The following is a 25,243-nucleotide window of genomic DNA, read 5'->3' as shown; positions in this document are numbered from 1 at the left end:
GATGTAAGCCCTAAGTTGTTTTTTAGGGCTAGTCGTAGCTTTCAGAAATTTGATTTCAGAGATACTTTTTCTAATGCAATTTTTTGATTACGAACCGAAACCGAAACACGTTTATGTCCAAAAGCTGGTTGCCTTGCTTATAAAAAACTGAAAAATCAATCCAATAAAACTTGAACGTGCTGAAGCTTATTGTCGTAGATGATCATGGTCTCTATTCCTGTGTACTCTACAGCGTCACCATTTAATGTTTCACCCTCGAAAGCAAAGCCGAAGCTAATGACATTTGGCTTTTCTTCTTCCATAAAAACCGTGCTCCAATGGAGTCTCTTGTATGAACAATGATGAGCACGTTGCATTGCCATAATATCCTGGCAGCCAAGGTAGAAGTCATTTTGAGCGGTACAAAATGTAGATCTTTTATCAAATAATTTACTTATGGCCTCAAAATCACTTTTATTGGATAACTCGAAATAATGCTTTGCGATTTCTAACGGAGTCATGTGAACACTCATTTAACTGGGAGGAATTTAAAAACATATTAACGCAAAACTTCTGAACTGAGAATTTTCGTATTTTCGAGTTTTTCCTGAATATTTCCGAACATTCTTGAACATTCTTGAACATTTCTGAACATTCTTGAACATCTCCTAACATCCCTGAATATTTGAAATTATTTTTTATTACAGGTGTTTACACTTGATTTTGAGTGTGTAATTTTGCTCGTATTAGTTTTAAAAAATCTGATGCTAGCAAGGATGTGAAGTGTCTTTCATAAGCAACTCTAGCCCTAATTTGGGGTGACTTTTCGGAGTAGACAATGAAAGTAAGTTCACTCAATACGACAACCTCAAACTCGATACCACTAAGCAAAACTCGGGTGATACTCGCCCATGTTTTTTTGGTTTCCATTTTATTGTTAACTCCCGAAGTCGCCTTTGCCAACCCAATTACTGAAGGAGTGGATTGGGTGATGGATTTGCTGACCAACGGCATAGCCCGAAGTGCGGCGGTGATTGGTATAGCGATTTTGGGATACTTAGCTTGGTTTGGTCGCATTACGGGCGAAACTTGCGGCAAATACATTGCGGGTATTGTGTTGGTGTTCGGTGGTACCACTATTGTCGACATGATTATTTCAGCGGTGAAGTAGGGGATGACGATGAATACCTTAGAATCCAATCGACATGATCCTTTATTTGTTGCCGTCACTCGCCCTGCGATGAAATGGGGTGTCACCTTAGATGTCATTATTGTCGCTAGTGCGTTAGTGGCTGTGCTGATGATAGCCAGCAAAAATCCGTTAACTTTACTGCTTTATCTTCCAATTCACGGCGTGATGTATGTGTTGTGTCTGCGTGATCCAAGATTGCTTAAGTTGATGTTGTTATGGCTAAAAACTAAGGCTAAGTCGGTAGCTTGGCGACAGTTTGGGACTGCCACAGCTTGCCCATATCGCAATACTCGCAGTAGTAATTCCATTTTGAGGAACGGCTTATGAATAAGTCAGTTCCCAAGCATATCTGGCAGGGCGAAAACGAAGCGGCTGAGTTTATTCCCTATCAAACTCATGTGGATGAACACACCATTAAAACTCACAGTGGCGATTACCTACAAACCATCCGTTTGCAAGGTGTTGCCCATGAATCAGTAGCACCAGAGCAGGTATTACTTTGGAAAGAGCAACTGAATTTATTGCTGCGAAATATTGCCAGTCCTGATATTTGTATTTGGACGCATTTAGTTCGCAGAGAGCACAAAGTTTTTCCGCAAGGCGAGTTCAAATGCGAGTTTGATAAACAGCTTAATGACAAATATGCCGCTCAAGTTTGTCAAAGTCAGTTGATGATAAATGAGCTGTATCTCACCATTATTTATCGCAGCCATAGTCAGAAACTTACTTCTTGGTTTGGCAAATCAGTTGCGATGACTCAAGAGCAATGTGCGGCAGCTTTAAAGCAAGCCATTAGTGCATTGAATGAAATAACCAGTACCGTTATGGCGTCAATGCAAGCTTATCAATCGCAACGCTTAGGCACCTATTTCGAAAAAGGCATTTTCTACTCAGAATTGCTGACGTTTCTGGATTACTTAGTCAATGGTGAGTGGCAGGCCAGAGCGTTACCGAAAGCCAATATTTCACATTCAATGATGCGTCAACGACCACTGTTTGGTGGTGACACTTTTGCATTAAAGGGCATTACGCAAACCCGTTTTGGATCTTGCTTGGGGATCTCGGAGTACCCTGAGCGGACGGAAGCGGGTTTGCTTAATACTCTTTTATCGGCACCTTTTGAGTTGGTGCTAACGCAAAGTTTTCAGTTTCTATCTAAACCCGTATCAACAGAATTGTTGCAACGACAACAAAAACGCTTACACACCACAGGTGACTTTGCTCACTCTCAAATCGATGCCATTGATTTGGGGCTGGATGACATTACCTCTAATCGAATTGTGTATGGTGAGCACCATTTGGTGTTAACCGTACTTACTGACTCAAAAGCGCAATTAGAAAAGCATCTGTCACAGCTCAAATCTGAACTGGCTGATATGGCCATCATTCCAGTTCGAGAAAGTACCGCTCTTGCCGCAGCGTTCTGGTCGCAATTACCTACCAACAGCCAATATCGCCCACGTCCTGCGCCGATATCCTCTAAAAATTTTGCTGGATTTTGCAGTTTTCATAATTATCCAGCTGGGCAAATGACAGGCAATCAATGGGGCGCAGCAGTGACCATGTTTAAATCGGCTTCTGGTTCGCCTTATTACTTTAACTTTCACGAGACTAACATTCACAAGCGCAACTTGCTTGAACATAGGAGGAACAATCGCAATCTAAGTCGCAATCACTCTAAGGAAGCCACGCTCAAGGATGAGCACCACGCATTAGGGAATACCTTAATTATTGGTGCATCGGGTAGCGGTAAAACGGTTCTGCAAGGTTTTTTGATATCGCAAAGTAAGAAGTTTGAGCCAACCCAAATTATTTTTGATAAAGACCGTGGTTTAGAGGTTTATGTGCGAGCTTGTGATGGATTGTATTTACCGTTGCAAATGGGTAAATCGACAGGGTTTAACCCGTTTCAGTTACAGGACTCACCCGCAAATAAACTGTTTCTCACCCGACTTATCAGTAAATTATGCTGTGATAATTTCACTCATACTCAACAGCACGAAATCGCTAATGCAGTGAATGGTGTGATGAGTCTTGAACAGCAAAGTAGACGCTTAAGCCGTTGTCTGGAATTTCTCGATCCCGTTGATAATGATGGTTGCTATTCCAAACTGCAAAAATGGTGTCAAGGCGGTGAGCTGGCATGGGTGCTGGATAATGATGTTGATGAGCTGTCCGTCGATAACCAAACTTTACTGGCCTTTGATGTAACTGAGTTTTTAGAGACTCCTGAAATTCGAACGCCAATTGTGATGTATCTGTTTCATCGGATTGAAAGCTTGATTGATGGTCGAAGATTACAAATCATCATGGATGAATTTTGGAAGCTACTTGCAGATGAATACTTTGAAGATCTCGCCAACAACAAACAAAAGACTATTCGTAAGCAAAACGGGGTTATGGTTTACGGAACTCAGTCTGCCCGTGATGTACTGAACTCACCGATTGCCCATTCATTAATCGAGCAATGCGCCACCCTCATTTTAATGCCAAACCCAAAAGCCAGACGTGAAGATTACGTTGATGGTCTGCATCTTACCGAACGTGAATTTGAACTGATTAAAACGGAGCTGCAACCCAATTCACGCCAGTTTATCGTTAAACAAGGTCAATCCAGCTCTGTTAACACACTTGACTTGAATGGCTTTGATGAAGAGTTAGCGGTGATATCGGGAACCACGGACAAAGTGGCATTAATGACGCAGTTAATTGAGCAAGTAGGCGATGAGTCGAATGTTTGGTTGCCACTTTATTTTGATGCCTTGCGAGATATGCGAGGTGGTAAATGAAACTTCTCTGGTCTAAAAATGAAAAGTCACTGGGTACCCGTTTTCACGGGTACGACGGAATAGTTTTAGCTGTGCTATTTCTATCTACATCGTCCCAGGCTTTTCCTGTGATTGATGCCGCTAATTTGCAGCAAAATATCGTCCAAGTGAAACACATGCTTGAGGAAATCAATACCCTCAAGCAACAAGTGCAAATGGCCAAGTCACAACTAAGCAGTATTAATGGCGTTCGTGGGATGGCAAATAGCATTGATTCGATTTATGACATTAGCGTCAAAGTTGATCCTAACCTGACGTTAAACAAACAAGGCATACATAACAGCGACTGGTTAAAGCTCGGCGGCGATGTCGCAGGTTTATACGATGACGTTAATCGCTATCGAGGTCGTTGGTTTGGGCAAACCCAAGTGTCATTACAGCAAACTCAAGCTAGCTATCAGCAACTCATGAGGCTGATTGAAAAGATCAATCAAGCACCACAACAAAAAGACATCGAGGATTTGCAAGCTCGGATAAATGCAGAAGGTGTGATGTTGCAAAACGAACAAGCCAAGCTGCAATTACTTAATGCCCAAGCGCAGGCAAATGATGCCTTAACACAACAAAAAATCACCCAAATGGCGATTGAATCAGCGGGTGAATTAAAACCGATTGATTGGTAAATCGTTCATTAACAATATTTGGAATTAAATGTCCAAGGATGGCAGATAACACTGACTTGAGGTATCTGCATGAAAACATCAACACTGATCTTACTTTCGATAGCTGCAATCACCGTGACTGCATGCTCTCAACCTGAGCAAAAAGTTGACCAAGGACACACGGTATCTTGGTTTCTCAAGCATAACGAAATTTTAGATCAGACCTTAAAGCTCTGTAGCGATGATCCTGCTAAATATAACAAAGAACCTGATTGCATTAATGCGCTACATGCCGCTAATCAACGCTCGGCGGGTGAGCTACATCCTATTGACTGGGGAAAGGAGTAAAACTCTGTGGCCGCTAAAAGTAATCTGTATCAGGGCATTTTCGACCTAGTCGATAAGGCACTGCACAACTATGTGCAGCAGGGTTCTGAACGGCTGATTCATTTCTTGGTGCCGCTGTTTTCTAGCTTGATGATCATCTGGCTGGCGATATGGGGTTATGCATTGATGACTGGCCGCAGTGAAGCACCTCTACAAGAAGGCTTTTATCGAATTTTACGCATTGGGTTTATTTTGGCGTTGGGGTTAACCGTTGGCCGCTACAACCAAACCGTTGTTACTTTTTTAAGCGATACCCCACAAACCCTTGCTTCGATTGTGTCAGGTGGACATTCAATGGATGCAGCGCATTTGCTGGATCAGTTATTCAGTCAGGTGTTTGAGCTTGCCGATAATGCGTGGAAGCAGGGCGGGGTGATGAACGGTAATTTCGGTATGTACTTTATTGCTGTTGCGGTATTGCTGATTGGCAGCTGCTTAACTTTGTTGGTGGCGTTTTTTATTCTGCTGAGCAAAGTGATGGTGAGTGTTTTGCTGGCTATCGGTCCTGCTTTTTTTGTTCTTCTGCTGTTTCAAGCGACACAACGATTTTTCGAAAGCTGGCTCGGCATGGTACTCAACTTTGGTTTTGTTCTATTACTGGGCGTGACATCAGGGCAATTAATGGTGTCAGTCGCAAACAGCTATCTTCATAAAATTGCTGCAAACCATGCAGCGATGACCACACTTAGCGACAGTTCGATGCTCTGCATTGTATTGGGTTTATGCATATTAGTAATGAAACAAATTCCAGCCATGGCTTCGGCGTTAGGTGGCGGAGTGGCGATTGCCGCAAACGGAGCGATTGCCAACAGCTTGCATTCATTACGGCCAACCACGCTCAGAAATCAATATCGAAACCTAAGACGAGATATGAACTATACCGGGCAGGTGTTAGCGGCACCGGTTAAGCCGTTAGGTATTGGTTATCAGGCGTATCAAAAACGCTTTGGTGGTAACAGCATTTCGGGGAGTTCAAGACCATGATTAAGCCGATGAATATAACTCTAATAGTTATAGCTTGTTTGTTGTTAACCCACTGCGCCAGCGCACCCAAACCTCCGCACTGTCATGATGATGGCAAGGGGCTAAAACCCGTCAATCATGCGCCTGTTAAACTCAAGCCAATAGGTCAGCATGATGAATGACAAGGCGCTGCTTAAGCAGTATTTCAATGAAGCCAGAGGTTGGGATACTGAGCTGAACCTTCGGATCAAACAATCTGAAAAAAGAGCATGGCGTTGTTGTTTGTTATTGACCTTGATTGCCGTTCTTCAAGGCATCGGTCTAGTTTGCCTATTACCGCTTAAAACCATCGAGCCATTCGTCATTAGAGTCGACAACAACTCAGGTTTAGTGGATGTGGTGTCTACCTTAACCAGCCATGGCAAGGTTAAGCAGCAAGCTCAGGAAGTGTTGGATAAGTACTGGCTGACACAATATGTTCGCTATCGAGAATCCTACCAGTGGGAAACTCGCCGTTATGACCGAAAATTAGTCGGTTTGATGTCGGTCGATAATGTTCAGCAAGATTTTGCGCTGCAAACTGACCCCAAAACCAACTCGCAAGCGCCCATTTCCATTTATGGCCAACAAGCTCAAGTGGTGACTCAAGTAAACGCCATCAGCTTTATCGCTAAAGACAAAGTGAACACTGAGCAGCGAATCACGGCTTTGGTTCGCTATGCCAAGCAAATAAAACGAGTGGGTGAAACACATCCGCTGACGCATTGGGTGGCTACCATCACCTTTGTGTATCGCAATGCGCCGATGTCATTGCAAGACAGACAATTAAATCCTCTCGGTTTTCAGGTGTTGAGTTATCGCAACGATCAAGCAACGGGAGGGGATTAGATGCAATGCTTTTCTTGCTCTATATCTCGTCGCACTCGTGAAAACGGGTGCCCAGTGCCTTTTGCTGTGTTCAAAAACATAAGTCGCTGGATACCCATTTTCATGGGTATGACGGCAATGTTTATTTGTACGGAGGCTTTCGCCCTCGAAACCCCGCATTCAGGCCATTTCGACAGCCGAGTCAAACACATCAATTACAATCCACAGCAAGTGGTCAAATTGGTTGGGCATTATGGCTTTTCCACCGACATTGAATTTGGAAAAAACGAAACCATAACCCAAGTTGCTATGGGCGATACCGATGCATGGGCAATCACTCCGGTTGCTAACCACATTTTCATCAAACCAAAAGCACAAAAAGCCGTGACTAATATGACGGTGCTGACTGACTCAAATAAAGGTAACCATGTTTACAGTTTTGAACTCAGTGCGCATTGGTCACAGCGTGGTGCGCATTCAAGACCAAACGATATGATGTTTCAGGTGCAGTTTTTATACCCTCAGCAGCTCAAAGATTCACAACGGAAAAAACAGCAACGTCATCAACTCAGTCAACGACTTCATTCCGTTCAGGCGCCCAAGGTGAAAAACCAAAACTACTTCTATAAAGGCGATGCAGAGCTGCTGCCTGTTTCTGTGTTTGATGACGGTCGATTCACTTACATCACCTTTAACGGCAAACAAGATTTTCCAGCGGTTTATACGGTTGGCAGTGATGATAAAGAATCTCTAGTGAACTCCAATATTAACCCTGCTTTTCCCTACACCATTATTGTTCAACGCATTGCAAAACAACTGGTACTTCGCCAAGGCAACAAGGTGTTGTGTTTGTTTAATCGCTCGTTTGGCTCCGAGCAGGCCGCTGACTACTCAAGCAGCAATATTTCAAAAGTGAAGCGGCAGCTGAAAGTTCTAAAAGGAGGTAAGTAATGGACGCCAGTTCAACGCCCAATCAAGGAACTGAATCTGAAACCTTGGAAGACTTACCGCACCTTGGAGCGTCGATTTCCCGCAGGCCGCAATTCAACAAAGGTATATTGCTGATATTGGCATTGGGCGTTATCGGGTTATTGGTGGTCATCAATGGTGGCTTTATTCATGGAGAGGCGCAGCAGAAATTTAATCATCATTACACCATTGCTGACCATTTAGGCAAACCACCAGAATTACCTAAAGCTTCTGACCACTCAACAAGCAATAGTACAGATACAGCAAAGCCTGACATTCTGCATACAGGTAATATTGCCACTGAGCCGCACTATTCGGTTTTGGGGCATTCCAATAAAACACCGCTGACACCGCAGCAACGTAAACAGTCGGATGCTTTATTGGCATTTAGTCGGCCTGTTATCAACAAACCCACTGATGCTCAAAGTCAGCAAACTCAGTTTCAGAATCCGCGGCAAGCGTCTGAACTGCAACAAAAGCTGCAACCAACCAAGTTATCAGGCAGTTTAGCCAGTCGTATTGTTGACCCGAACTTGTTCATCACCAAAGGCGCATTTCTGGATTGCATCTTAGAAACAGCCATCAGCTCCGATGTGCCAGGCATGACTCGCTGCCAACTCAGTCGAGACATTTATTCCACTAATGGCAAAGTGTTGCTGCTTGAAAAAGGCAGTCACATTGTCGGCCAATATCAAGGTGGCTTACAGCAAGGTGTGGCTCGGATCTTTGTGTTGTGGGATCGCATTGAAACGCCCAATGGCGTCATTATCGATTTAGATTCTGCGGGAACCGATACCTTGGGTCGCAGCGGACATAGCGGCTTTATCGATGGTCATTTTAAACAGCGTTTCGGCAGCGCCATGTTACTCAGCCTGATTGGTGATGTTGGCCAGTACGCTTCCAATAAGGCCAATAGCGGTAACAAAAATCAAATTCAGTTCGGCAACACCATTGGCGGTACCAAAGATTTAGCTTCGATTGCATTGCAAGACTCCATCGGCATTAAGCCAACTTTACTCAAAAATCAGGGTGAGCACATTAATGTGTTCGTGGCTCGTGATTTGGATTTCAGGAGTGTCTATGACTTGCAACTTGCCCAATGATGGTCGCAGTTTAGCGTTAATGGCTTACCTTAAAATATTAGATAAATTTTTAACGATGGAGTCAATCACTGAGGTTGTGATTAATCAGCCAAAACAAGTGATGACTGAAACGGCGCAGGGCTGGCAACAGCATACCGTAGGTGCACTTAATTTTGATTATTGTCAGCACTTAGCCAAACTGATTGCTACTTACTCAGGTCAAAAACTCGATTCAAGCCATCCAATATTATCGGCGACCTTGCCCAATGGTGAGCGAGTTCAAATCGCAATACCGCCTGTCACCTTGTCAGGACGTATCAGCTTCACCATTCGCAAACCCGCTGAGGTGTGCTTTAGCTTAGAGGATTATCAGCAGCAAGGTTACTTCAACCAGTGCTATTTGGCAGAGCAGGGCAACGAATCTGAGCTGACCAAGCTTAAACAGCAAGGCGATATCAAAGCTTTTCTCGAACAAGCCATTGCAGAGCGCAAAAACATCATTGTTTGTGGCGCGACAGGCTCAGGCAAGACCACGTTCTTTCGCTCTTTATTGAAATTAGTCCCCAAACATGAACGCTTGATCTCGATTGAAAATGTCGATGAGTTGCAGCTTCACCGTTCTCATAGCAATAGTGTCAGCTTATTTTATTCCGCAGGACAGCAAGGCATTGCGCAAATAACTCAAAAACAGCTATTAGAAGCGAGTTTACGCATGAAGCCCGACCGTGTGTTTGTCGCTGAATTAATCCGTGGCGACGAAGCATTTTACTTTCTGCGCAACATCAACTCAGGGCATCCGGGCAGTATCACCACCATGCACGCTGGCAGCCCACAACTGGCATTAGAGCAATTGGTGCTGATGTTAAAAGAATCGCAAGCAGGAAGTTCACTTTCCAGAGCAGACATTAAACAATTGCTGCATTTGTGTGTGGATGTGATTGTGCAAATAAAAAATATCAACGGTAAACGGTTCGTGAGTGAGGTTTATTATGAAAAGTAGCCCGCTGAACCAATGGCACTACTTGCTCCTAATTACCATCGGTTTATTACTCAGCCTGTGGCTTAGCAGCGCCATTTATCTGTATTTTGCACATCTTAACTATCACCAAGCCACGCCCTTTACTGTGTTCAAGTACGGTTATTATTACGGACACGACAGCAAAACCCAATTTTGGTTAACGCTTGCAGTAGTCTTTGGGTTTGCCCCTTTTTCATTATTAATAGCCGCAAGGTTTAAACCCAGGAAACAACCGCTTTATGGTGCCGCAAAATTCGCTACTCAAAAGGAAATTCAACAAGCAGGGCTGTTAAGTGATAAAGGCATCGTTGTCGGTAAACAAAAGCAATTATTCAAACAGCGGTATCTACAATTTGCAGGGCAGCAGCATGTACTGATGTCAGCACCAACTCGCAGCGGCAAAGGTGTCGGTGTTGTCATCCCTAACTTACTGACTTGGCAAGATTCGGTTGTGGTATTGGACATCAAGCAAGAGAACTGGAACATCACTGCTGGTTTTCGTAAAGCGCATGGTCAGCAATGTTTCCTTCTCAACCTTGCGCCACGAGACTATCGAAGCCATCGCTGGAATCCGCTGCATTACATTTCTGACGACCCCAGTTTTCGGATTAACGATATCCAGAAAATTGGCCAAATGCTGTTCCCCAATATCGATAATGAAGCCCCTGTTTGGCAAGCCTCAGCACGTTCATTGTGGCTAGGTTTAGTGTTGTACCTTATCGAAACTCCACCCTTGCCTGTGACTATGGGCGAGGTGATGCGACTGTTGACTCAAGGAGATGAATATCTGGCGCAGCAATTGGAAATGCGTCTGGATTCTGACTTTGGTTTATCTAGCCAGTGTTTGTTGGCCTTAAAAGAGTACCTTGATACCCCAGAGCGAACTCGTGGTTCGGTTCGTAAAAGTTTCACTTCGGCGTTAGAGTTGTTTTACAACCCCGTGATTGATGCCGTTACCGCAGGCAATGACTTCGACCTGCGGCAGTTGCGGCAGCAAAAACTCTCCATTTATGTTGGGGTAACGCCTGATGATCTAACCAGACTCGCACCGCTGATTAACCTGTTTTTCCAGCAATTGATTGATCTCAACACCCGTGAGTTACCCGAGCACAACCCGCAACTGAAATACCAAGTGCTGCTATTGATGGATGAATTTGCTGCTATCGGTAAAGTGTCCATTTTAAGCCGAGGCATCAGTTACATCGCAGGTTATGGTTTGCGGCTGCTGACCATCATTCAATCACCATCACAGCTTCGAGAAATTTACGGTCATGATGGTGCTGAAACCTTAATGGATAACCATGCGTTGCAAATCGTGTTTGCGCCGAAAAATCCTAAAGTGGCGAGAGAAATTTCAGATAGCCTTGGCACAGTGACCATTCGCAATCGTAGCCGCAGTCGTCAATTGTCGGGTAAAGGCAGTAAAAGTGAGAGTGTGAGCGATCATGGTCGAGCCTTAATGCTGCCTCAAGAATTGATGCAAATGGGTGCCGATAACGCCATTTTATTGCTAGAAAACAGCCCACCAGTTCAATGCATCAAACTGCGTTGGTATCAAGAACCATCGCTAAAGGAACGTGGTAATCATTCTGATCACGCACCTTGGACATTACCCATTATTCCAAAGGTGATCCCACGTCAGCACAAGATCCACATTAATCATATTGGCTGCGCCGATGAAGACGACAGCCATCAACACAATGCTGAAACCAATAGCATAGAACCCGAACCCGCAAAGCCAGTGATGAATGAGTTGGTTGCCGATTTCAAGCAGGTTGTAGGAGATGAATACGATGAGTAATGACACACTCAAGCACAAAACCTACCTTGCAGTGGGCTATGATGAACGGGCGCAAGCACAGCAAGAGATTGGACGCCTGAACAATGGCGTAGCGGGGATAAGTTTTGATGGCGAGCAAGGGCTGTGGTATGCCAAAGCAGGTGTAGAAAAACATAAAGTTGCACCGTGGTTGCCCGATCCAACTTTGTTTAATCAGCATCAAGATAGTGACCCCGTGGTGGAGTTTGCCAATGTGTTAGAGAGTGCGGGTTTAGTCTTAAAGGAGCCGCCAATCATGGACGGGCAAATGCATCGAGTATCAACGATTGATGATAAGCAGGGCAAAAAAAGTGGTGTCTATGCATTGTATAATGACGGCCATCCCGCTGGCTGGTATCAAGATCACCGCAACCACAGTGAACCACAAAAGTGGCATGCCAGCTTTGAAAAAGCTGATCCACTGACTCGCTTACATCAAAAAGCGCACATGGCCAATCTTCGATGGCAGCGAGAACAAAAACTTACCGCAAAGCAGCAACATCATGCCAAACGCTGCGCTCAAGCTTATGGCTTAATGCCATCAGCCAATCCACAACAAGGCTATCTGAAAAAGAAAGGCGTGCAGGCATACGCTGGTGTTTGTCAGGATAAAAAAGGTCGCTTGGTGATCCCGCTGTATGACACTGAACAACAGATCCATAGCCTACAACGTATCAGCGGCAATGGTTTTAAATGCCTCAAGAAAGGCGCACAAAAATCTGGTCATTTTTTCGTGGTGGGAGATAGGCCACTCAATGCCAATGAGCCAATCTTATACGCAGAAGGTTACGCCACCGCTGCGAGTATTGCCGAGGCAACAGGTCGAAGTGTGGTGATGACCGTCGATGCGGGCAACATACCCAAAGTCGCAGAGAAATTGAATGAGGCTTATCCCAAAGCGAGGCATTTATTTTTAGCCGATAACGACCACAGCAATCAAATCAATAAAGGCATGCTAAAGGCCAGAGAAGCTGCGAATCTGGTCGGTGGCTTTTGGCTTACGCCTAACCTGTCAGCCGAAGAGATGGAATATGGACTCACCGATTTTAACGACTTGCACGTAACCAGCAGCATTGAGCGAGTCAAAAAACAAATCGAAAACCATCTCGACAAGTGCTGGCCAGAACTCAAATACCAACGACCCGAACGACTATTACCCGCATTAAACAGCGTGATGCCAGATTCAATCCAAACTCAATCTGTAAATAACAAAGCTGTTGAGCAAGTTGCCCCAAGTAGACAGCCTGAAACAACTGCAACTACGAAAATAACACAGTCTCAAAATCAGCAATCCCATGAGCCAGCGAAGCTAGATGAAAAGCCGCTTTTACCTGAACAGCTTTCAAGTCGCTACAACTTCATTAACGGCAAAGGCTACTTCGCATCACGACCCAGTGCAGTAGCGTTTATCGATAAAGGCAACAAGCTGCAGACTCGATTAGAACAAAGCAAAGTGGTGATGGATTTAATCACCATTGCTGAACATCGCGGTTGGCACAGTATCAAACTCAAAGGCAGCCAAAACTTCAAACGAGAAGCTTGGTATCAAGCCAAAGTCAAGGGCTTGGAAGTTTCAGGCTATCAGCCCCAACCTCAAGACAATCAACGTCTGGCACAGCAACAGGCTAAGAGTCAAAACAAACAGGCTCAGCAACTTGTGTCATCAACAGGTAATAAGCCGATAAATACTAAGCCATCGACTCAAACCAAAACTAATGTTACTCAAACTGCCCAAACAGCATTAGAACGATTTAAGCAGCGGTTTTCGCAACCTAACACAATCTCAAAATCACGAGTATCTACAAAAAAGGAAGCTCAATATGAACAGCAACTTGAACGATAAATTAATGGGGCTAAACATCCCAGGCTCCATCATCGAAATGACCAAAGCCGAAGCTGAAGAGCTAGGCGCTTTTGAAGAAAATGCCTTAACTGAAGACGAAGCGCTGGAAGCTAATGAAGCTGAAGTTATTGATGACGATGTTAACGAGAATGAGGTGAACCATGGCTGACAACAAACTGCCTTACCATGAGCAAATCGCCAATAAACTCATCGAGCAACTCAAAGCTGGTACAGCACCATGGCAAAAACCGTGGCAAGCGGGCGAGCCAAGAATGCCGCACAATCCAATCAGCGGTACTCGTTACAAAGGCTCCAACGCTATTTGGCTTGCCATGCAGTGTAGAGAAGATCCCCGTTGGATGACCTACAAACAAGCCAAAGGCATTGATGCCCAAGTACAAAAAGGACAGCACGGCACTCTCGTTCAATACTGGAAGCTGTTCGACCAAATCGATAAAAAAGGCGATAACGGTAAAAAGATTCTCGGTGCTGACGGTAAACCAATAAAAGTGACCGTGAAACTGGATAAGCCAAGAGTATTCAGCTCAGTGGTTTTTAATGCTGAGCAAATCGAGGGTTTACCAGAACTTGAAATAAAAACGATTCCTGAATGGCAGCGCCATGAACGGGCTGAAAAAATCATTCAAAATTCAGGTGTACCAATTAAGTATGACCAGCATGATAACGCCTATTACAGCCCTGCGACAGACAGTATTCATCTACCTGCAAGAAACAAGTTTAAAAGCGATGACAATTTTTACGCCACAGTACTTCACGAACTTGGTCACAGCACAGGTCACCCAAGCCGATTAGACAGAGACATGACAGGCCGCTTCGGTGATGAATCCTACGCTAAAGAAGAACTACGAGCCGAAATCGGCTCACTAATGCTTGGGGATGAACTGCAAATCGGTCACGAGTTTGGCCAGCATGCGGCTTATGTCGACCATTGGGTTAAAGTTTTGCAAGATGATCCCAAAGAGATTTTAAGAGCGTCTAGGGATGCAGAGGAAATAAATATCTACTTATTGGAGTATGAAAAGGAGAATAAACTAGAAAGAGTTGAAAGAAATTCATGTGGAACCCGCATGAAAACTGATCAAGGTATCAAAAAATTCGAATATGAAAGATAGAGCTGAATAAGGTGAGTAATTCCAAAGAACATTCTAAAAATTAAAGGATAAATGAGTATAAATATGTAAGTTTTGATTAACTTGCGCCTAAAAAGAATACATTTTGTATGCAAAATGTATGGGGTTCGCTTAATAATCGCTCTAAAAGCTCAAAAAACAAGCGTATAGTAAAAAAGTATTAAATACTATTTGACAGTTATTTTTTTAAACATTATTTTGTTTCTAAATTGTTAAGTTAATGTTTCTTAGCATTTAGTTTGCCATTATGGATTGGCGAGTCGTTTAAAAGGAACTTTCATGTCTGAGTTATTTCGTCAGCAAGCTGTTGACGCTCAAAAACAAAAATTGCATGGCGATATTTCTCTCGCTCAACCTCTTTCTATATACTTTACAGTTGGCACAATTGTATTAATTATTATTGCTGCAATTTCTTTTTTATCTTTTTCGCAATACTCACGAAAAGAAACGGTTCGTGGTTATTTAGTCCCGAGTAAAGGTCTTATTAAAGCTTATCCAGTTGCTACAGGCCATATTGAAAAATTACATGTCGTCGAAGGGCAAAAAATTAAAAAAGGCGATGCGTTAGCGACCATCGTTATTAACCGGAATATGGTGAATGGCAATGATCTTAGTGATTCTCTAATTACTGAGTTAAATGCCCAATTGAGCGTGCTGAATAATGAATCATTAACAAATATAGCGTTATTAGAAAATGATCGAATAAGATTAAATAAAAATATTTCTAACTTATCTAATCGGTTGATAGTTATTACAGAAACTCAATCTTTATTAGAAGAGAAATTAGAATTAAAGAACAAACAACATGCTCAACATGAGAAACTTCATAAAAAAGGTTATCTATCAACAATGGAGTTTCAAGCTCAGCAAGAAAGTTATATTAACACTAAGCAAGAGCTTTCAAATATGAAATCTAGTGAGCTTCAAGTTCGCAGTGAATTAAACAGAGTTAAAGCTGAATTAAGCCAACTTGATAACCAGCATGAATTAAAAATAGCTGATACAAAGCGAAGAAGATCAGATATTAATCGTCAGTTGAATGAAGCTAAAACTAATCGTCGCTATGTCATTAGAGCTTCAGAATCAGGAACAATCACCGCAATTCAAGCTGTTCAAGGCGAGTTAGTTAGTAATAGCCGAGCGTTAATGAGTTTATTACCAGCAGATTCAAAGTTAATTGCAGAGTTGTTGTTGCCGACACGCTCAGCTGGCTTTATTCAACGTGGTGATGAAGTAAGAATGCGTTTTGATGCTTTTCCATATCAAAGGTTCGGTTTCGTCAAAGGAGAAGTTGAAAGTATCGATAAGGCCCTACTTGCAGGTGATGCTGTCGGAGTACCAATGCAACTGAATGAACCTGTTTACAGAGTGAGAAGTGAACTTACTGCGCAAGAAGTTGAAGCCTATGGTGATAACTTTCCTTTAAAAAGCGGTATGTTGCTTGAAGCCGATATTGTGTTAGACAGTCGCTCACTTCTTGAGTGGTTACTTGACCCAATTTACAGCCTTAATGGGAGAGTAAGCTAATGACGACCACTAATGGAACCCAGACGATGGCAGAGCAAGAAACATCCGCAATTGAACTGCTGGAATTTTCAGGAAAGCGAAGTGTTCCGTTAATTCTACAAGCAGAAATTGCAGAATGTGGGTTAGCTTCCGTAGCCATGGTTGCAAGTTTTCACGGGCATAAACTTGATATGGCTGCCCTACGCAAACGCTTTACGGCTGATTTAAAAGGAATGAACCTTCAGCAGATGATCGACTTGGGTGACAAGTTAGGCTTAGCCAGTCGAGCATTAAAATGCCCAATCGAAGAAGTCGGTAAGCTAGCGCTGCCTTGTGTGTTGCATTGGGATTTGAACCACTTTGTTGTGCTTACTGGCGTAACTAAAAATGGTGTTTTCATCAATGATCCTGCACTAGGTAAACGCAAACTGTCTCTTGAAGAGTTTGCAGAGCATTTTACAGGTATTGCGCTTGAACTAACGCCGACAAAAGGCTTTAAAAAGCAAGATGAACGTCAGCAGATGCGTTGGAATCAGCTGTGGACGAAGATGACAGGCTTAGGTAAGACCTTAGTTGCCTTATTTGCTCTGTCTGTATTGCTTCAAATATTTGCATTAGTTACGCCCTATTATATGCAATGGGTGGTTGATGAAGTGTTGATAAGCCAAGATAAACCACTGTTGATTGTATTAGCGATTGGGTTTGGTCTGCTGGCCGTGATTAATGTTGTCACCACTGGGGTTCGCAGTTGGTTAGTGCTCAGAGTATCCAGTTTGCTTAATATGCAAATGGGAGTGAATTTGCTTAGGCATTTGCTTCGTTTGCCAATGGCCTACTTCGAAAAACGTCATATAGGTGACTTGGTTTCACGTTTTGGTTCACTTTCACAAATTCGTGAACGTCTGACTACTGGCTTGGTTGAGACACTGGTTGATGGTGTGATGTCAATTGCAGTATTGGTAATGATGTTTATCTACAGTATTGAATTAACATTAGTGGTGTTAGCTGCAATTGCACTATATAGCATCTTACGGATTGCTTTATATAAGCCGTTTCATCGTGCATCAGAAGAGTCGATACAAGCGAGTGCCAAAGAGCAAACCAACTTTTTAGAAAATATACGTGGTATTCAAACTATTAAGCTGTTCACCAGTGAGGCTCAGCGCCAAAGTCAATGGCAGAACCGTTACGCCGAAGTCATTAATGCTGATATTCGATTAGGTAAACTTCAGATTAGTTTCGATGGTGCGAATAAGCTTTTATTTGGAATTGAAAACATTATTGTCGTGTACCTTGCTGCCACACTTGTTATGACTGGAAGTTTAACTGTAGGTATGGTGCTGGCTTTTATCGCTTATAAAAACCAATTGACCGAACGAGTGGCAAGTTTAATTGAACAAATCGTGCTCTTTAAAATGATGCGCCTGCATTTAGATCGTGTTTCTGACATTGCATTGCAAGAAGAAGAAGCCAATAGAGACGGTGACGCCCAACTTGTGGAAGCAAAAGGTGAATTAACACTTGAAAATGTCAGCTTTAGTTATGGTGAAGACGAAAAGAATGTGATTGATGATGTATCAATCAAAATTCAAGCGGGTGAATCCATCGCTTTCGTGGGGGCTTCAGGCTGCGGTAAAACCACATTAATGAAAATCATGCTCGGGTTACTGACACCAACGAAAGGGCGCATATTACTTGATGGCCAAGATATTACTAATATTGGCTTAACCCAATACCGTAAGCATATTGCTGCTGTAATGCAGGATGACACTTTACTATCAGGTTCAGTTGCAGACAATATTACCTTCTTCGACCCAGAGCCAAACTATGTTCGAATGCAATACTGCGCACACTTGGCAGCGATTGATGTTGATATAGCACAAATGCCAATGGGATATAACGCACTAGTCGGTGATATGGGCAGCCAGTTTTCAGGTGGGCAAGTACAAAGGTTATTACTAGCTAGAGCGCTGTACCAACAACCGAATATTTTGTTTATGGATGAAGCAACCAGTCACTTAGATATTGAAAATGAAGCTCGTATCAGTGAGCAGGTTCGTGAACTGGATATGACTCGAATTATTGTAGCGCATCGTCCAGAAACCATTAAGCAAGCTCAGCGAGTGATTGTGATGCATCAAGGTAAAGTTTACACGCCTGAAGAAGTAGCTGAAATGCAGCAAGCGGCGAATTAGAAGAATTTGAGTTATTGATAACTATTTTGTCGGTAACTTAAACAAAGAGTATTAATTGCTTTAGTCGGGAATTAATGCTGAAACAGTCTGAGTAAATAGATACTCAGGTAAATATAACAAAGTAAGGAAATTAAAATGCAAGAATTAAATATGAGTGAAGTTAAAGAAGTAAATGGTGGAGCACTAACTTGGGACGAAGGTAAAAACGCCATCCTAGCATTGGGGGTTGCAGGTTTAACCGTTGGTACTGGTGGTGCTGGTTTGTTTGGTCTTGCTATTTGGGCTGCTATGGCATACTCAGACTAATATGAGTTTACTCAAGGCGCAATGCGCCTTGAGTAAATCAGTCTATTAAAGAGCGATTTGTAAGGCAGGAATGGTATGCAGTCTTCAATATTTAAAAACTATAAGTTTAAGTTGACTTTTCTATTTATATTTTCCTTGTTGTTTTTATTTCTCGGGATCATTTCCCCTGAAAAGAATGGATTTAAAATTAGTTTAGTTGGTTTAATAGCACTTCTGTTTGTTGCTATAGACTATAAACTTATAAAATTAGACTGCGATGTATTAGATAAACGTAAAAAATTCGTCATTCAGTTGAAACGGGAAAGGAAAAATATTCTTATTTCAATACTGATAATTTCAATAGCCGTCTATTTGTTTCAGCATTTCTTGATGAAAGAACTTGGTACGTTAGAGATAGTTATGATCGAATACGGTATTGTTTATCAAAAAATAAACGAAGGTGAAAAATGGCGACTGCTTATAGGTTTTTTATTTCATTCAAGTATCTCTCACTGGTTGATTAATATTGCGTTGTTAATTGGTTTTTGCGCATTGGCTAGACCTTACTCTATAACATACATATTTATTGTTTTCTTTGTAGGGTGTATTTTAAGTTCAGTAGGAGCGTACTTTTTATATATATTTGGTTTTTCTAACAACGATGGATTTCTTGGTGTTTCTGGTGGTGTAATGGCTATAGCTGGCGCAGTTATAGTAGCTACTACGATAAGCTTTAAAAATTATTTTCCTAAGTATTTTTATATTTCATTTATTAGCTTTGTTAGTTCTATTATATTTATTGATTTTATTACTACTACGTTTATGACTTCTTTTAGTCATTTGGTAGGTTTTTTGTCTGGTATTTTAATTAGCCTAGTATCTTTTAAACTGTCTAAGATTAAGTTTTAGAAAATTGTTGATTCTTAGCCGAATTCAGTTTTCGTTAACGAGTCGTAAAAAAGTATTCCAAATCTTTAATAAGTTTGAATACATAGGAAGGTGGCCGCATAAAACTGTCCACACTCTGGTTATATAAAAATGCAAAATAAGCCTCCAATGTACGAAATGTAAGTTGAATTAAAAGGAATAAAAATTGAAAGAATTACAAGTTAATGAATTAGAACAAGTTGTTGGTAGTTGTCACGGTCTTAGTACTTATTTATGAATGGTATGACGGTTTTTGTCCTGTGACAGATCCTATTGCAGGTCCTGTTTAACCAGATCCAATTGATGATTTATTAGGTTAAAAAAGAATAAAGAATGAACTTAAATGAAGAGTTGCTTGTAAATAGTGGTTTTGGTGGCAACGAAGTTGTTATTCCAATCATTGAAATTGATCCTGTTACAGGTCGACCAATTGATCGCATTCCAGTGGTACCAACAAACCCTGAGATGTAATGAAAGAATTGTCTAATTGAATTTTTGATTAGAGAGTGAAGACCTAACTGCTTTAGTCGGGAGTCAGGTTTTCCGTTAGCAGTCTGAAATGCCCCCACAGCTAGCACTGTTTTACGGCTTTCAGGCAAACATAACACTTTGTATTCTATGTTAAGGAAAAAATAATGCAAGAACTAACAAAGTCTGACTGCTCAAATGTAAACGGTGGTGTAGTTAATGCCGCAGTTTTAGCTTATCGACTATACAAGCTTTATCAAAAGCTTAAATAGTTAATGAAACAAGTATTGTCAGTGAGTTATGCATCTGTAAATTAAGGAAAATGCAATGAAAGATTTAATGAAAAATGAGCTTGTTCAGGTAAGCGGTGGTGACATCACAATTACAATCGATCCTGATTTTGATTGGTCAAAACTGATTGGTACTCCAGGTAAGAAGCCTACAGACCCAGTTATTATCATTCCAAAACCACCTGTATACGATAAATAAATACGATCGAAGGAGCGAAGAATGAATGAGTTAAACGCAAAAGAAATAAATCAAGTAACAGGTGGGTTTATAGGTTTGTTTCCACATATTCCGCTACCAATTCATTTGCCTTATATTTGGCGATTAGAACCATAATTAAGTAGTTAACTTAAGGTTCAATTCATTAGTTTGGAGAAAAAATGAAAGAATTAAATAAAAAAGAACTGAATCAAGTGAATGGCGGAGTAATAACGGTCACGCCGAAGATGGTCAGTGACTTAGTAGTTTGGTTAGCCGTTAAGTTAGCCTAATAAATAGCTTCCCGATGTTATTTAGGTTGTGTCGAAAGGCACAACCGAACTATTTATCAATAAGCTTTTTACATTATTTGTAACGTTTAAAAGTTTATTGCTAAATAAAATAATATATAGACAAGGACATAGTAAATGCAGTCAACTTCTTCTATCAGTGCGTTAACCGATATTTTTGTATCACCAACAAAGGCATTTAATGCCATCAATGAAAAAAAGGGCTGGTCATGGGCTGCATTTATTGCGGTTTCATTAGTTATGACATTAGCGAGCTACTTATTTTTTAGCTCTACAGACCCTCAATTTCTTCTTGAGCAGCAGTTGGCAACGTTAGACCCAAATATGTCAGCCGAAGAGAGAAAAATGGCTGAAGAAGGTATGCAAGCTACCAGCGGAATGCAAGTTTGGTTCGCTATCGGTGGTGGTATTTTTGGTCTGATAATCGCTAATGCGCTTTACGCACTGTATTTATTGCTGATCAGCAAAATGGATGCGAATTGCGATAAGAAATTTGGCGATTGGTTCGGTTTTAGCGTTTGGACAAACATGCCTCTTGTGATCAGCAGCTTAGGCATCATTATTTTGGTGTTAACGGCAAGTACCGATCAACTTTCAATTAGTTTAATGAATTACGCTTCGTTAAACCAATTAGTGTTAGGTTTGGAACCGCAAAGTAAATTCTTTGCATTAACTGAAGCCTTCAACATTTTTGTTATCTGGAGTATTGCACTTACCGTTATTGGTCTTAAAAGTTGGACTAACTTTTCAGCAAATAAAGCTTTAGTTTTAGGCATTTTACCATCTGCTATTTTCTACATCGGTTGGGCTATTTTCGCACTGGTTTAATTCTAGTCTTAAGTCTATGGGTATCGTAGTTTGCGATACCCAATTGAGAGTTTTTAAATGAAAAAGAACATCATAATTATCTTAGCAATTATTGCGTTTATCGGTGTACTGGCTGCTAAGCGCATCACAGGTACAAAAGACGTAACTCGTGTTGATATTGCGAGCCCAACCACAGGTGAGATTGCTGATTCAATTTTAGCATCGGGCAACTTAGTGTTTAACACCCAAGTTCAACTTCGTTCAGAGGTTACAGGCAGAGTTGCACAGGTTCTCGTTGAAGAAGGGCAAACCGTCGCTAAAGATGATGTTCTTATGCGTTTAGATACCAAAGCCTTTGAAGCCGAAGTTGAGAGAACTCAAGCTATAGTGACCGCCAGTCATGTCGAAATTAAGCGCTCTGAAGTCAGTTTAAGTAATATAAAACGACAACTGGAGCGTCAACAAAAAATGGTTCAAGCAGGTCTTGTTGATGCTGAAACTTTTGACAGTTTGCAAAACCAACATCAGCTTGCCGAAATTGATATCTCTGCCAAGCGGGCTCAGTTAGCACAGGCAAAGGCTTCATTATCTATCGCAGAAGACCGATTAAGTAAAAGTGTGTTTTTATCACCTATGTCAGGATTGCTGGCGTCCGTTGATATTAAAGAAGGTGAAACGGTGATTGCAGGTACAACCAATATCATAGGTTCTGACTTGATGTTGATTGCCGACCCAAGTGCAATTTTAGCTGAATTGAGAGTCGATGAAACAGATATATCAGGGATTAAAGTTGGTCAGACTGCGAAAATATTTGCAGCGGCTTATCCTGATAAACCCTTCATCGGCACAATTATTAATATAGGTACTTCTGCTAAAAAAGAACTTGGTTCGAATGCGTTATCTTTTAAAGTAAAAGTATTGCTAGCGCCAACCGAACGTCCTTTATATGCAGGAATGAGCTGCAGAGCAGAAATTGCCACCTCTGTAGCGGATGATACTTTTAAATTACCGATTGAAGCCATTCATCAACAAGATGACAAATATTTTGTTTGGAAAGTGGATGCTGAGAACCAAGTGCATAAGCAGTTTATTACTGTCGGTATTTCATCTGATATCGAACAAGCAGTGAAATCAGGATTAACGCTTAACGATAAAGTCGTAATCGGCCCTGCTCGCCCTGTCAGTAAGTTAAAAGAAGGTGAAATTGTAACGGATAAATTAGCTGAGTCTGATGATGAAAAGGAATCGCTTTAGATGGGGAAAGTGATTCAGCTTAATCGCATTGACAAGCATTACAAAATGGGTGATCAGACTTTTAAAGCACTTGATGACATTAACATTGATATCAGCAGTAATGAGTATGTGGCAATAATCGGTCCGTCAGGCTCTGGTAAGTCGACCTTGATGAATATTTTAGGTTGTTTAGATACGCCAACTTCAGGAGATTATCTTTTAAAAGACAGTTTAGTAAAAGATATGACGGAGACCGAACTGGCACAGCAACGAAACCAAAGTGTTGGCTTTATTTTTCAAAGTTTTAATTTGTTACCAAGAGCAACGGCACTTGAAAATGTAATGCAGCCGCTAGTGTATCGTTTTATTTCAGCGAAAGAGCGCAAGGCTCTGGCGCTGGAGTCATTAGAACGAGTTGGGCTTGCTGATAAAGTAAATCATCTTTCGAATCAGTTATCGGGTGGTCAACGACAACGTGTTGCAATAGCAAGAGCTTTAGTGACAAAACCACATATTCTGTTGGGTGATGAGCCAACGGGTAATTTAGATAGCAAGACAACCAAAGACATCATGGCCTTGTTTGATGAATTACACAATGAAGGCCATACCATCATTTTGGTGACCCATGAGCAGGAAATTGCCGATCATTGTCAGCGAGTCATTCGTTTGGTGGACGGCAAAGTTGTGGCTGATACTCGCAAGGGAATTGAGGAGTCGTTACGTGTTTAAATCAACCTTAGCGATAGTAGAAGGAACCAAAGCAGCACTGCAAGCAATTAAAGCCAATGCAATGCGGTCCGCTTTGACGTGTTTAGGTATCATCATTGGGGTTGCTTCGGTAATAACGGTTGTTGCTTTGATGCAAGGTTTCACTAAACAAATTAATGAGCAACTTTCAGGGTTGTCACCCGATGTAACCTCAATAAAACCTTTTGTCAGTTTGCAGCAAGAAATGATTGGGAAGAGAAGTAAGCTTAATTACGATGACTTTTTGCTTTTAAAAAGTAGAGTGAATCAAGCTGAGACGATGACGGCTCAAATGTTTACTCTGCATTTTTCGGGTACGACTCAATACAAAGGTTACAGTCATAATACTCGTATTTATGGCGTAGAGAAGGACTACCAAAAGGTTTACAAGACATTCCCACAAAAGGGTAGATTTATTCGTAAGGAAGATGACGCCAAACGCAGGAAAGTCGCCTATATCGGTTCGAGTATTATTGAAAAGCTGCATTTGCCTGAAAACCCAGTTGGACAATATTTAAAACTCTCTGGCGAGTGGTTTCATATTGTAGGTGTCGCAGAAGATCAAGGAAGCTTTTTCGGGTTGGATCAAAATGATTATATTTATATCCCAATCAGTACGATGAACAGCCTTCAAGGTGCTAATGAGCAACAAAGCAGCATCAGCATACTATTTCGACTTAAACCTGATGCTCAGGAAGAGTTAGCACATAAACAAATTGAACGTATTTTAAAACAAAGACATAAAATTGCTGAAAATGAAAGTAACGACTTCAAAATAGAAACAGCAAAAAAGTCGAGAGAAAATCTTGATAAGTTTACTTCAAGTGCAACTGCAATTACGTCAGGCATTGTTGGCATAAGCCTGATCGTTGGTGGTATTGGGGTGATGAATATCATGCTGGTATCGGTAACTGAGCGCACCCGAGTTATTGGAACCCTTAAAGCACTCGGGGCAACGCCAGGTTTCATTATGTTGCAGTTTCTGGTTGAAGCGGTTGTGCTATCGCTGTTCGGAGGCGTAATCGGAATGGCTATTGGTTATGGTATTGCTGAAATCATCACGCTCTCTCTACCCGATATGCCGAGTGCTTATATCCCTCTATGGGCAGTAGTCTTGTCATTAGGATCTACCTCTGCGATAGGAATAGTCTTTGGTTTGGCACCAGCTATTAAAGCCGCAAGGCTTAATCCGATTGATGCCTTGAGGTATGAGTAAAGAATTTAGGATATTGATGAAACATAGCGTCAATAACCTAATAGCAAGCATAAACTGCTTAGTCGGGAGTTTATGTTTTGAAAAGCAATCTGAATATGAGACCCATATTTAGGTAAATATAACGTTAAATATTAAGGAAAATACAATGCAAGAATTAAAAATGCATGAAGTTGAACAGGTTAATGGCTGACTCTTCTACACAAATTTGAGATAAATTGAACTTATTGTAAATCCGTTGATCTGATCAAGAAACTCCTTATACAAAACAGCAAATCATGTCAATTTATCATCATAACCAATGGTCAACAGCCCACTTCGAAAAAGCAAATACTGGTGATGCTCGAAGAACACAACGCCTAATT

Annotated in this window: 26 protein-coding genes; 25 read left to right on the top strand and 1 reads right to left on the bottom strand. The window is 41.6% G+C overall.

Translation table 11 applies throughout. The annotated features are described in order from the left end of the window. Positions 1-155: 155 nt before the first annotated feature. Positions 156-500, bottom strand: coding sequence for a regulator of G-protein signaling domain-containing protein (locus tag JQC92_RS14375; RefSeq protein WP_205000288.1), 345 nt, complete (start codon positions 498-500; stop codon positions 156-158). A 317-nt stretch (positions 501-817) separates the two neighbouring features. Between JQC92_RS14375 and JQC92_RS14370 the strand changes: the two genes are divergently transcribed. From JQC92_RS14370 to JQC92_RS14250, 25 genes are all read left to right on the top strand, one after another. After that, entirely contained in the window at positions 818-1,150 is a 333-nt protein-coding gene (locus JQC92_RS14370) for a TrbC/VirB2 family protein (RefSeq protein ID WP_205000287.1), read from the top strand. Between the two features lie 9 nt (positions 1,151-1,159). Next, the gene (locus tag JQC92_RS14365; protein ID WP_205000286.1) at positions 1,160-1,498 is read left to right on the top strand and encodes a VirB3 family type IV secretion system protein; all 339 of its coding nucleotides are present in this window, start codon (positions 1,160-1,162) and stop codon (positions 1,496-1,498) included. Beyond that, positions 1,495-3,960, top strand: a complete 2,466-nt coding sequence (locus JQC92_RS14360) for a VirB4 family type IV secretion/conjugal transfer ATPase (RefSeq protein ID WP_205000285.1) — start codon at positions 1,495-1,497, stop codon at positions 3,958-3,960. Before JQC92_RS14365 ends, JQC92_RS14360 begins: the two co-directional genes overlap by 4 nt. Continuing rightward, the gene (locus tag JQC92_RS14355) at positions 3,957-4,622 is read left to right on the top strand and encodes a type IV secretion system protein (protein ID WP_205000284.1); all 666 of its coding nucleotides are present in this window, start codon (positions 3,957-3,959) and stop codon (positions 4,620-4,622) included. Before JQC92_RS14360 ends, JQC92_RS14355 begins: the two co-directional genes overlap by 4 nt. 69 nt (positions 4,623-4,691) lie before the next feature. Next, positions 4,692-4,949, top strand: a complete 258-nt coding sequence (locus JQC92_RS14350; protein ID WP_205000283.1) for an EexN family lipoprotein — start codon at positions 4,692-4,694, stop codon at positions 4,947-4,949. A gap of 6 nt (positions 4,950-4,955) precedes the next feature. Then, on the top strand, positions 4,956-5,972 hold the full coding sequence (locus tag JQC92_RS14345; RefSeq protein WP_205000282.1) for a type IV secretion system protein: 1,017 nt from the start codon (positions 4,956-4,958) through the stop codon (positions 5,970-5,972). A 150-nt stretch (positions 5,973-6,122) separates the two neighbouring features. Then, complete coding sequence (locus JQC92_RS14340; RefSeq protein WP_205000281.1) at positions 6,123-6,839, top strand: VirB8 family type IV secretion system protein; 717 nt, start codon at positions 6,123-6,125, stop codon at positions 6,837-6,839. Next, on the top strand, positions 6,840-7,769 hold the full coding sequence (virB9, locus tag JQC92_RS14335) for a P-type conjugative transfer protein VirB9 (RefSeq protein WP_205000280.1): 930 nt from the start codon (positions 6,840-6,842) through the stop codon (positions 7,767-7,769). After that, on the top strand, positions 7,769-8,890 hold the full coding sequence (virB10, locus tag JQC92_RS14330; protein WP_205000279.1) for a type IV secretion system protein VirB10: 1,122 nt from the start codon (positions 7,769-7,771) through the stop codon (positions 8,888-8,890). Before virB9 ends, virB10 begins: the two co-directional genes overlap by 1 nt. Next, complete coding sequence (gene virB11 / locus JQC92_RS14325; RefSeq protein WP_205000278.1) at positions 8,868-9,869, top strand: P-type DNA transfer ATPase VirB11; 1,002 nt, start codon at positions 8,868-8,870, stop codon at positions 9,867-9,869. The genes virB10 and virB11 overlap by 23 nt, the downstream gene beginning before the upstream one ends. Continuing rightward, positions 9,859-11,688, top strand: coding sequence for a type IV secretory system conjugative DNA transfer family protein (locus JQC92_RS14320; protein WP_205000277.1), 1,830 nt, complete (start codon positions 9,859-9,861; stop codon positions 11,686-11,688). Before virB11 ends, JQC92_RS14320 begins: the two co-directional genes overlap by 11 nt. Then, positions 11,681-13,549 (top strand): LPD7 domain-containing protein, encoded by a 1,869-nt coding sequence (locus tag JQC92_RS14315; protein WP_205000276.1) that lies wholly within the window; start codon positions 11,681-11,683, stop codon positions 13,547-13,549. The genes JQC92_RS14320 and JQC92_RS14315 overlap by 8 nt, the downstream gene beginning before the upstream one ends. Further along, positions 13,527-13,718 carry a conjugal transfer protein TraD gene (locus tag JQC92_RS14310; RefSeq protein ID WP_239480574.1) on the top strand — a complete coding sequence of 64 codons (192 nt, stop codon included), beginning with the start codon at positions 13,527-13,529 and terminating at the stop codon, positions 13,716-13,718. The genes JQC92_RS14315 and JQC92_RS14310 overlap by 23 nt, the downstream gene beginning before the upstream one ends. Then, entirely contained in the window at positions 13,711-14,682 is a 972-nt protein-coding gene (locus JQC92_RS14305; RefSeq protein WP_205000275.1) for an ArdC family protein, read from the top strand. Before JQC92_RS14310 ends, JQC92_RS14305 begins: the two co-directional genes overlap by 8 nt. 297 nt (positions 14,683-14,979) lie before the next feature. Beyond that, on the top strand, positions 14,980-16,227 hold the full coding sequence (locus JQC92_RS14300; RefSeq protein WP_205000274.1) for an HlyD family secretion protein: 1,248 nt from the start codon (positions 14,980-14,982) through the stop codon (positions 16,225-16,227). After that, on the top strand, positions 16,227-18,401 hold the full coding sequence (locus tag JQC92_RS14295; protein WP_239480573.1) for a peptidase domain-containing ABC transporter: 2,175 nt from the start codon (positions 16,227-16,229) through the stop codon (positions 18,399-18,401). Before JQC92_RS14300 ends, JQC92_RS14295 begins: the two co-directional genes overlap by 1 nt. Positions 18,402-18,536: 135 nt before the next feature. Then, positions 18,537-18,707 carry a hypothetical protein gene (locus JQC92_RS14290; protein WP_205000273.1) on the top strand — a complete coding sequence of 57 codons (171 nt, stop codon included), beginning with the start codon at positions 18,537-18,539 and terminating at the stop codon, positions 18,705-18,707. A gap of 75 nt (positions 18,708-18,782) precedes the next feature. Beyond that, a complete protein-coding gene (locus tag JQC92_RS14285) occupies positions 18,783-19,595 on the top strand; it encodes a rhomboid family intramembrane serine protease (RefSeq protein ID WP_205000272.1) in 813 nt (270 codons plus the stop codon). 351 nt (positions 19,596-19,946) lie between these two features. After that, positions 19,947-20,084 (top strand): hypothetical protein, encoded by a 138-nt coding sequence (locus tag JQC92_RS14280; protein ID WP_205000271.1) that lies wholly within the window; start codon positions 19,947-19,949, stop codon positions 20,082-20,084. A gap of 324 nt (positions 20,085-20,408) precedes the next feature. Next, positions 20,409-20,570 (top strand): hypothetical protein, encoded by a 162-nt coding sequence (locus JQC92_RS14275; RefSeq protein WP_205000270.1) that lies wholly within the window; start codon positions 20,409-20,411, stop codon positions 20,568-20,570. Between the two features lie 179 nt (positions 20,571-20,749). Continuing rightward, positions 20,750-20,860, top strand: coding sequence for a class IIb bacteriocin, lactobin A/cerein 7B family (locus JQC92_RS14270; RefSeq protein WP_205000269.1), 111 nt, complete (start codon positions 20,750-20,752; stop codon positions 20,858-20,860). Between the two features lie 135 nt (positions 20,861-20,995). Beyond that, a complete protein-coding gene (locus JQC92_RS14265) occupies positions 20,996-21,706 on the top strand; it encodes a YIP1 family protein (protein WP_205000268.1) in 711 nt (236 codons plus the stop codon). A 57-nt stretch (positions 21,707-21,763) separates the two neighbouring features. Then, positions 21,764-22,939, top strand: a complete 1,176-nt coding sequence (locus tag JQC92_RS14260; RefSeq protein ID WP_205000267.1) for an efflux RND transporter periplasmic adaptor subunit — start codon at positions 21,764-21,766, stop codon at positions 22,937-22,939. Beyond that, entirely contained in the window at positions 22,940-23,647 is a 708-nt protein-coding gene (locus JQC92_RS14255) for an ABC transporter ATP-binding protein (protein WP_205000266.1), read from the top strand. Continuing rightward, positions 23,640-24,881 carry an ABC transporter permease gene (locus JQC92_RS14250; RefSeq protein ID WP_205000265.1) on the top strand — a complete coding sequence of 414 codons (1,242 nt, stop codon included), beginning with the start codon at positions 23,640-23,642 and terminating at the stop codon, positions 24,879-24,881. The genes JQC92_RS14255 and JQC92_RS14250 overlap by 8 nt, the downstream gene beginning before the upstream one ends. Positions 24,882-25,243 lie beyond the last annotated feature (362 nt).

The sequence above is a fragment of the Parashewanella hymeniacidonis genome (assembly GCF_016900895.1).
GTDB classification, from domain to species: domain Bacteria; phylum Pseudomonadota; class Gammaproteobacteria; order Enterobacterales; family Shewanellaceae; genus Parashewanella; species Parashewanella hymeniacidonis.
This window is presented reverse-complemented; position numbering and strand designations above follow the sequence as displayed.

Coding starts and splice junctions, on each gene's coding strand:
- JQC92_RS14375 (WP_205000288.1), bottom strand. CDS start 500: ATGACTCCGTTAGAAATCGCAAAGCATTATTTCGAGTTATCCAATAAA.
- JQC92_RS14370 (WP_205000287.1), top strand. CDS start 818: ATGAAAGTAAGTTCACTCAATACGACAACCTCAAACTCGATACCACTA.
- JQC92_RS14365 (WP_205000286.1), top strand. CDS start 1,160: ATGAATACCTTAGAATCCAATCGACATGATCCTTTATTTGTTGCCGTC.
- JQC92_RS14360 (WP_205000285.1), top strand. CDS start 1,495: ATGAATAAGTCAGTTCCCAAGCATATCTGGCAGGGCGAAAACGAAGCG.
- JQC92_RS14355 (WP_205000284.1), top strand. CDS start 3,957: ATGAAACTTCTCTGGTCTAAAAATGAAAAGTCACTGGGTACCCGTTTT.
- JQC92_RS14350 (WP_205000283.1), top strand. CDS start 4,692: ATGAAAACATCAACACTGATCTTACTTTCGATAGCTGCAATCACCGTG.
- JQC92_RS14340 (WP_205000281.1), top strand. CDS start 6,123: ATGATGAATGACAAGGCGCTGCTTAAGCAGTATTTCAATGAAGCCAGA.
- virB9 (WP_205000280.1), top strand. CDS start 6,840: ATGCAATGCTTTTCTTGCTCTATATCTCGTCGCACTCGTGAAAACGGG.
- virB10 (WP_205000279.1), top strand. CDS start 7,769: ATGGACGCCAGTTCAACGCCCAATCAAGGAACTGAATCTGAAACCTTG.
- virB11 (WP_205000278.1), top strand. CDS start 8,868: ATGACTTGCAACTTGCCCAATGATGGTCGCAGTTTAGCGTTAATGGCT.
- JQC92_RS14320 (WP_205000277.1), top strand. CDS start 9,859: ATGAAAAGTAGCCCGCTGAACCAATGGCACTACTTGCTCCTAATTACC.
- JQC92_RS14315 (WP_205000276.1), top strand. CDS start 11,681: ATGAGTAATGACACACTCAAGCACAAAACCTACCTTGCAGTGGGCTAT.
- JQC92_RS14310 (WP_239480574.1), top strand. CDS start 13,527: ATGAACAGCAACTTGAACGATAAATTAATGGGGCTAAACATCCCAGGC.
- JQC92_RS14305 (WP_205000275.1), top strand. CDS start 13,711: ATGGCTGACAACAAACTGCCTTACCATGAGCAAATCGCCAATAAACTC.
- JQC92_RS14300 (WP_205000274.1), top strand. CDS start 14,980: ATGTCTGAGTTATTTCGTCAGCAAGCTGTTGACGCTCAAAAACAAAAA.
- JQC92_RS14295 (WP_239480573.1), top strand. CDS start 16,227: ATGACGACCACTAATGGAACCCAGACGATGGCAGAGCAAGAAACATCC.
- JQC92_RS14290 (WP_205000273.1), top strand. CDS start 18,537: ATGCAAGAATTAAATATGAGTGAAGTTAAAGAAGTAAATGGTGGAGCA.
- JQC92_RS14285 (WP_205000272.1), top strand. CDS start 18,783: ATGCAGTCTTCAATATTTAAAAACTATAAGTTTAAGTTGACTTTTCTA.
- JQC92_RS14280 (WP_205000271.1), top strand. CDS start 19,947: ATGAACTTAAATGAAGAGTTGCTTGTAAATAGTGGTTTTGGTGGCAAC.
- JQC92_RS14275 (WP_205000270.1), top strand. CDS start 20,409: ATGAAAGATTTAATGAAAAATGAGCTTGTTCAGGTAAGCGGTGGTGAC.
- JQC92_RS14270 (WP_205000269.1), top strand. CDS start 20,750: ATGAAAGAATTAAATAAAAAAGAACTGAATCAAGTGAATGGCGGAGTA.
- JQC92_RS14265 (WP_205000268.1), top strand. CDS start 20,996: ATGCAGTCAACTTCTTCTATCAGTGCGTTAACCGATATTTTTGTATCA.
- JQC92_RS14260 (WP_205000267.1), top strand. CDS start 21,764: ATGAAAAAGAACATCATAATTATCTTAGCAATTATTGCGTTTATCGGT.
- JQC92_RS14255 (WP_205000266.1), top strand. CDS start 22,940: ATGGGGAAAGTGATTCAGCTTAATCGCATTGACAAGCATTACAAAATG.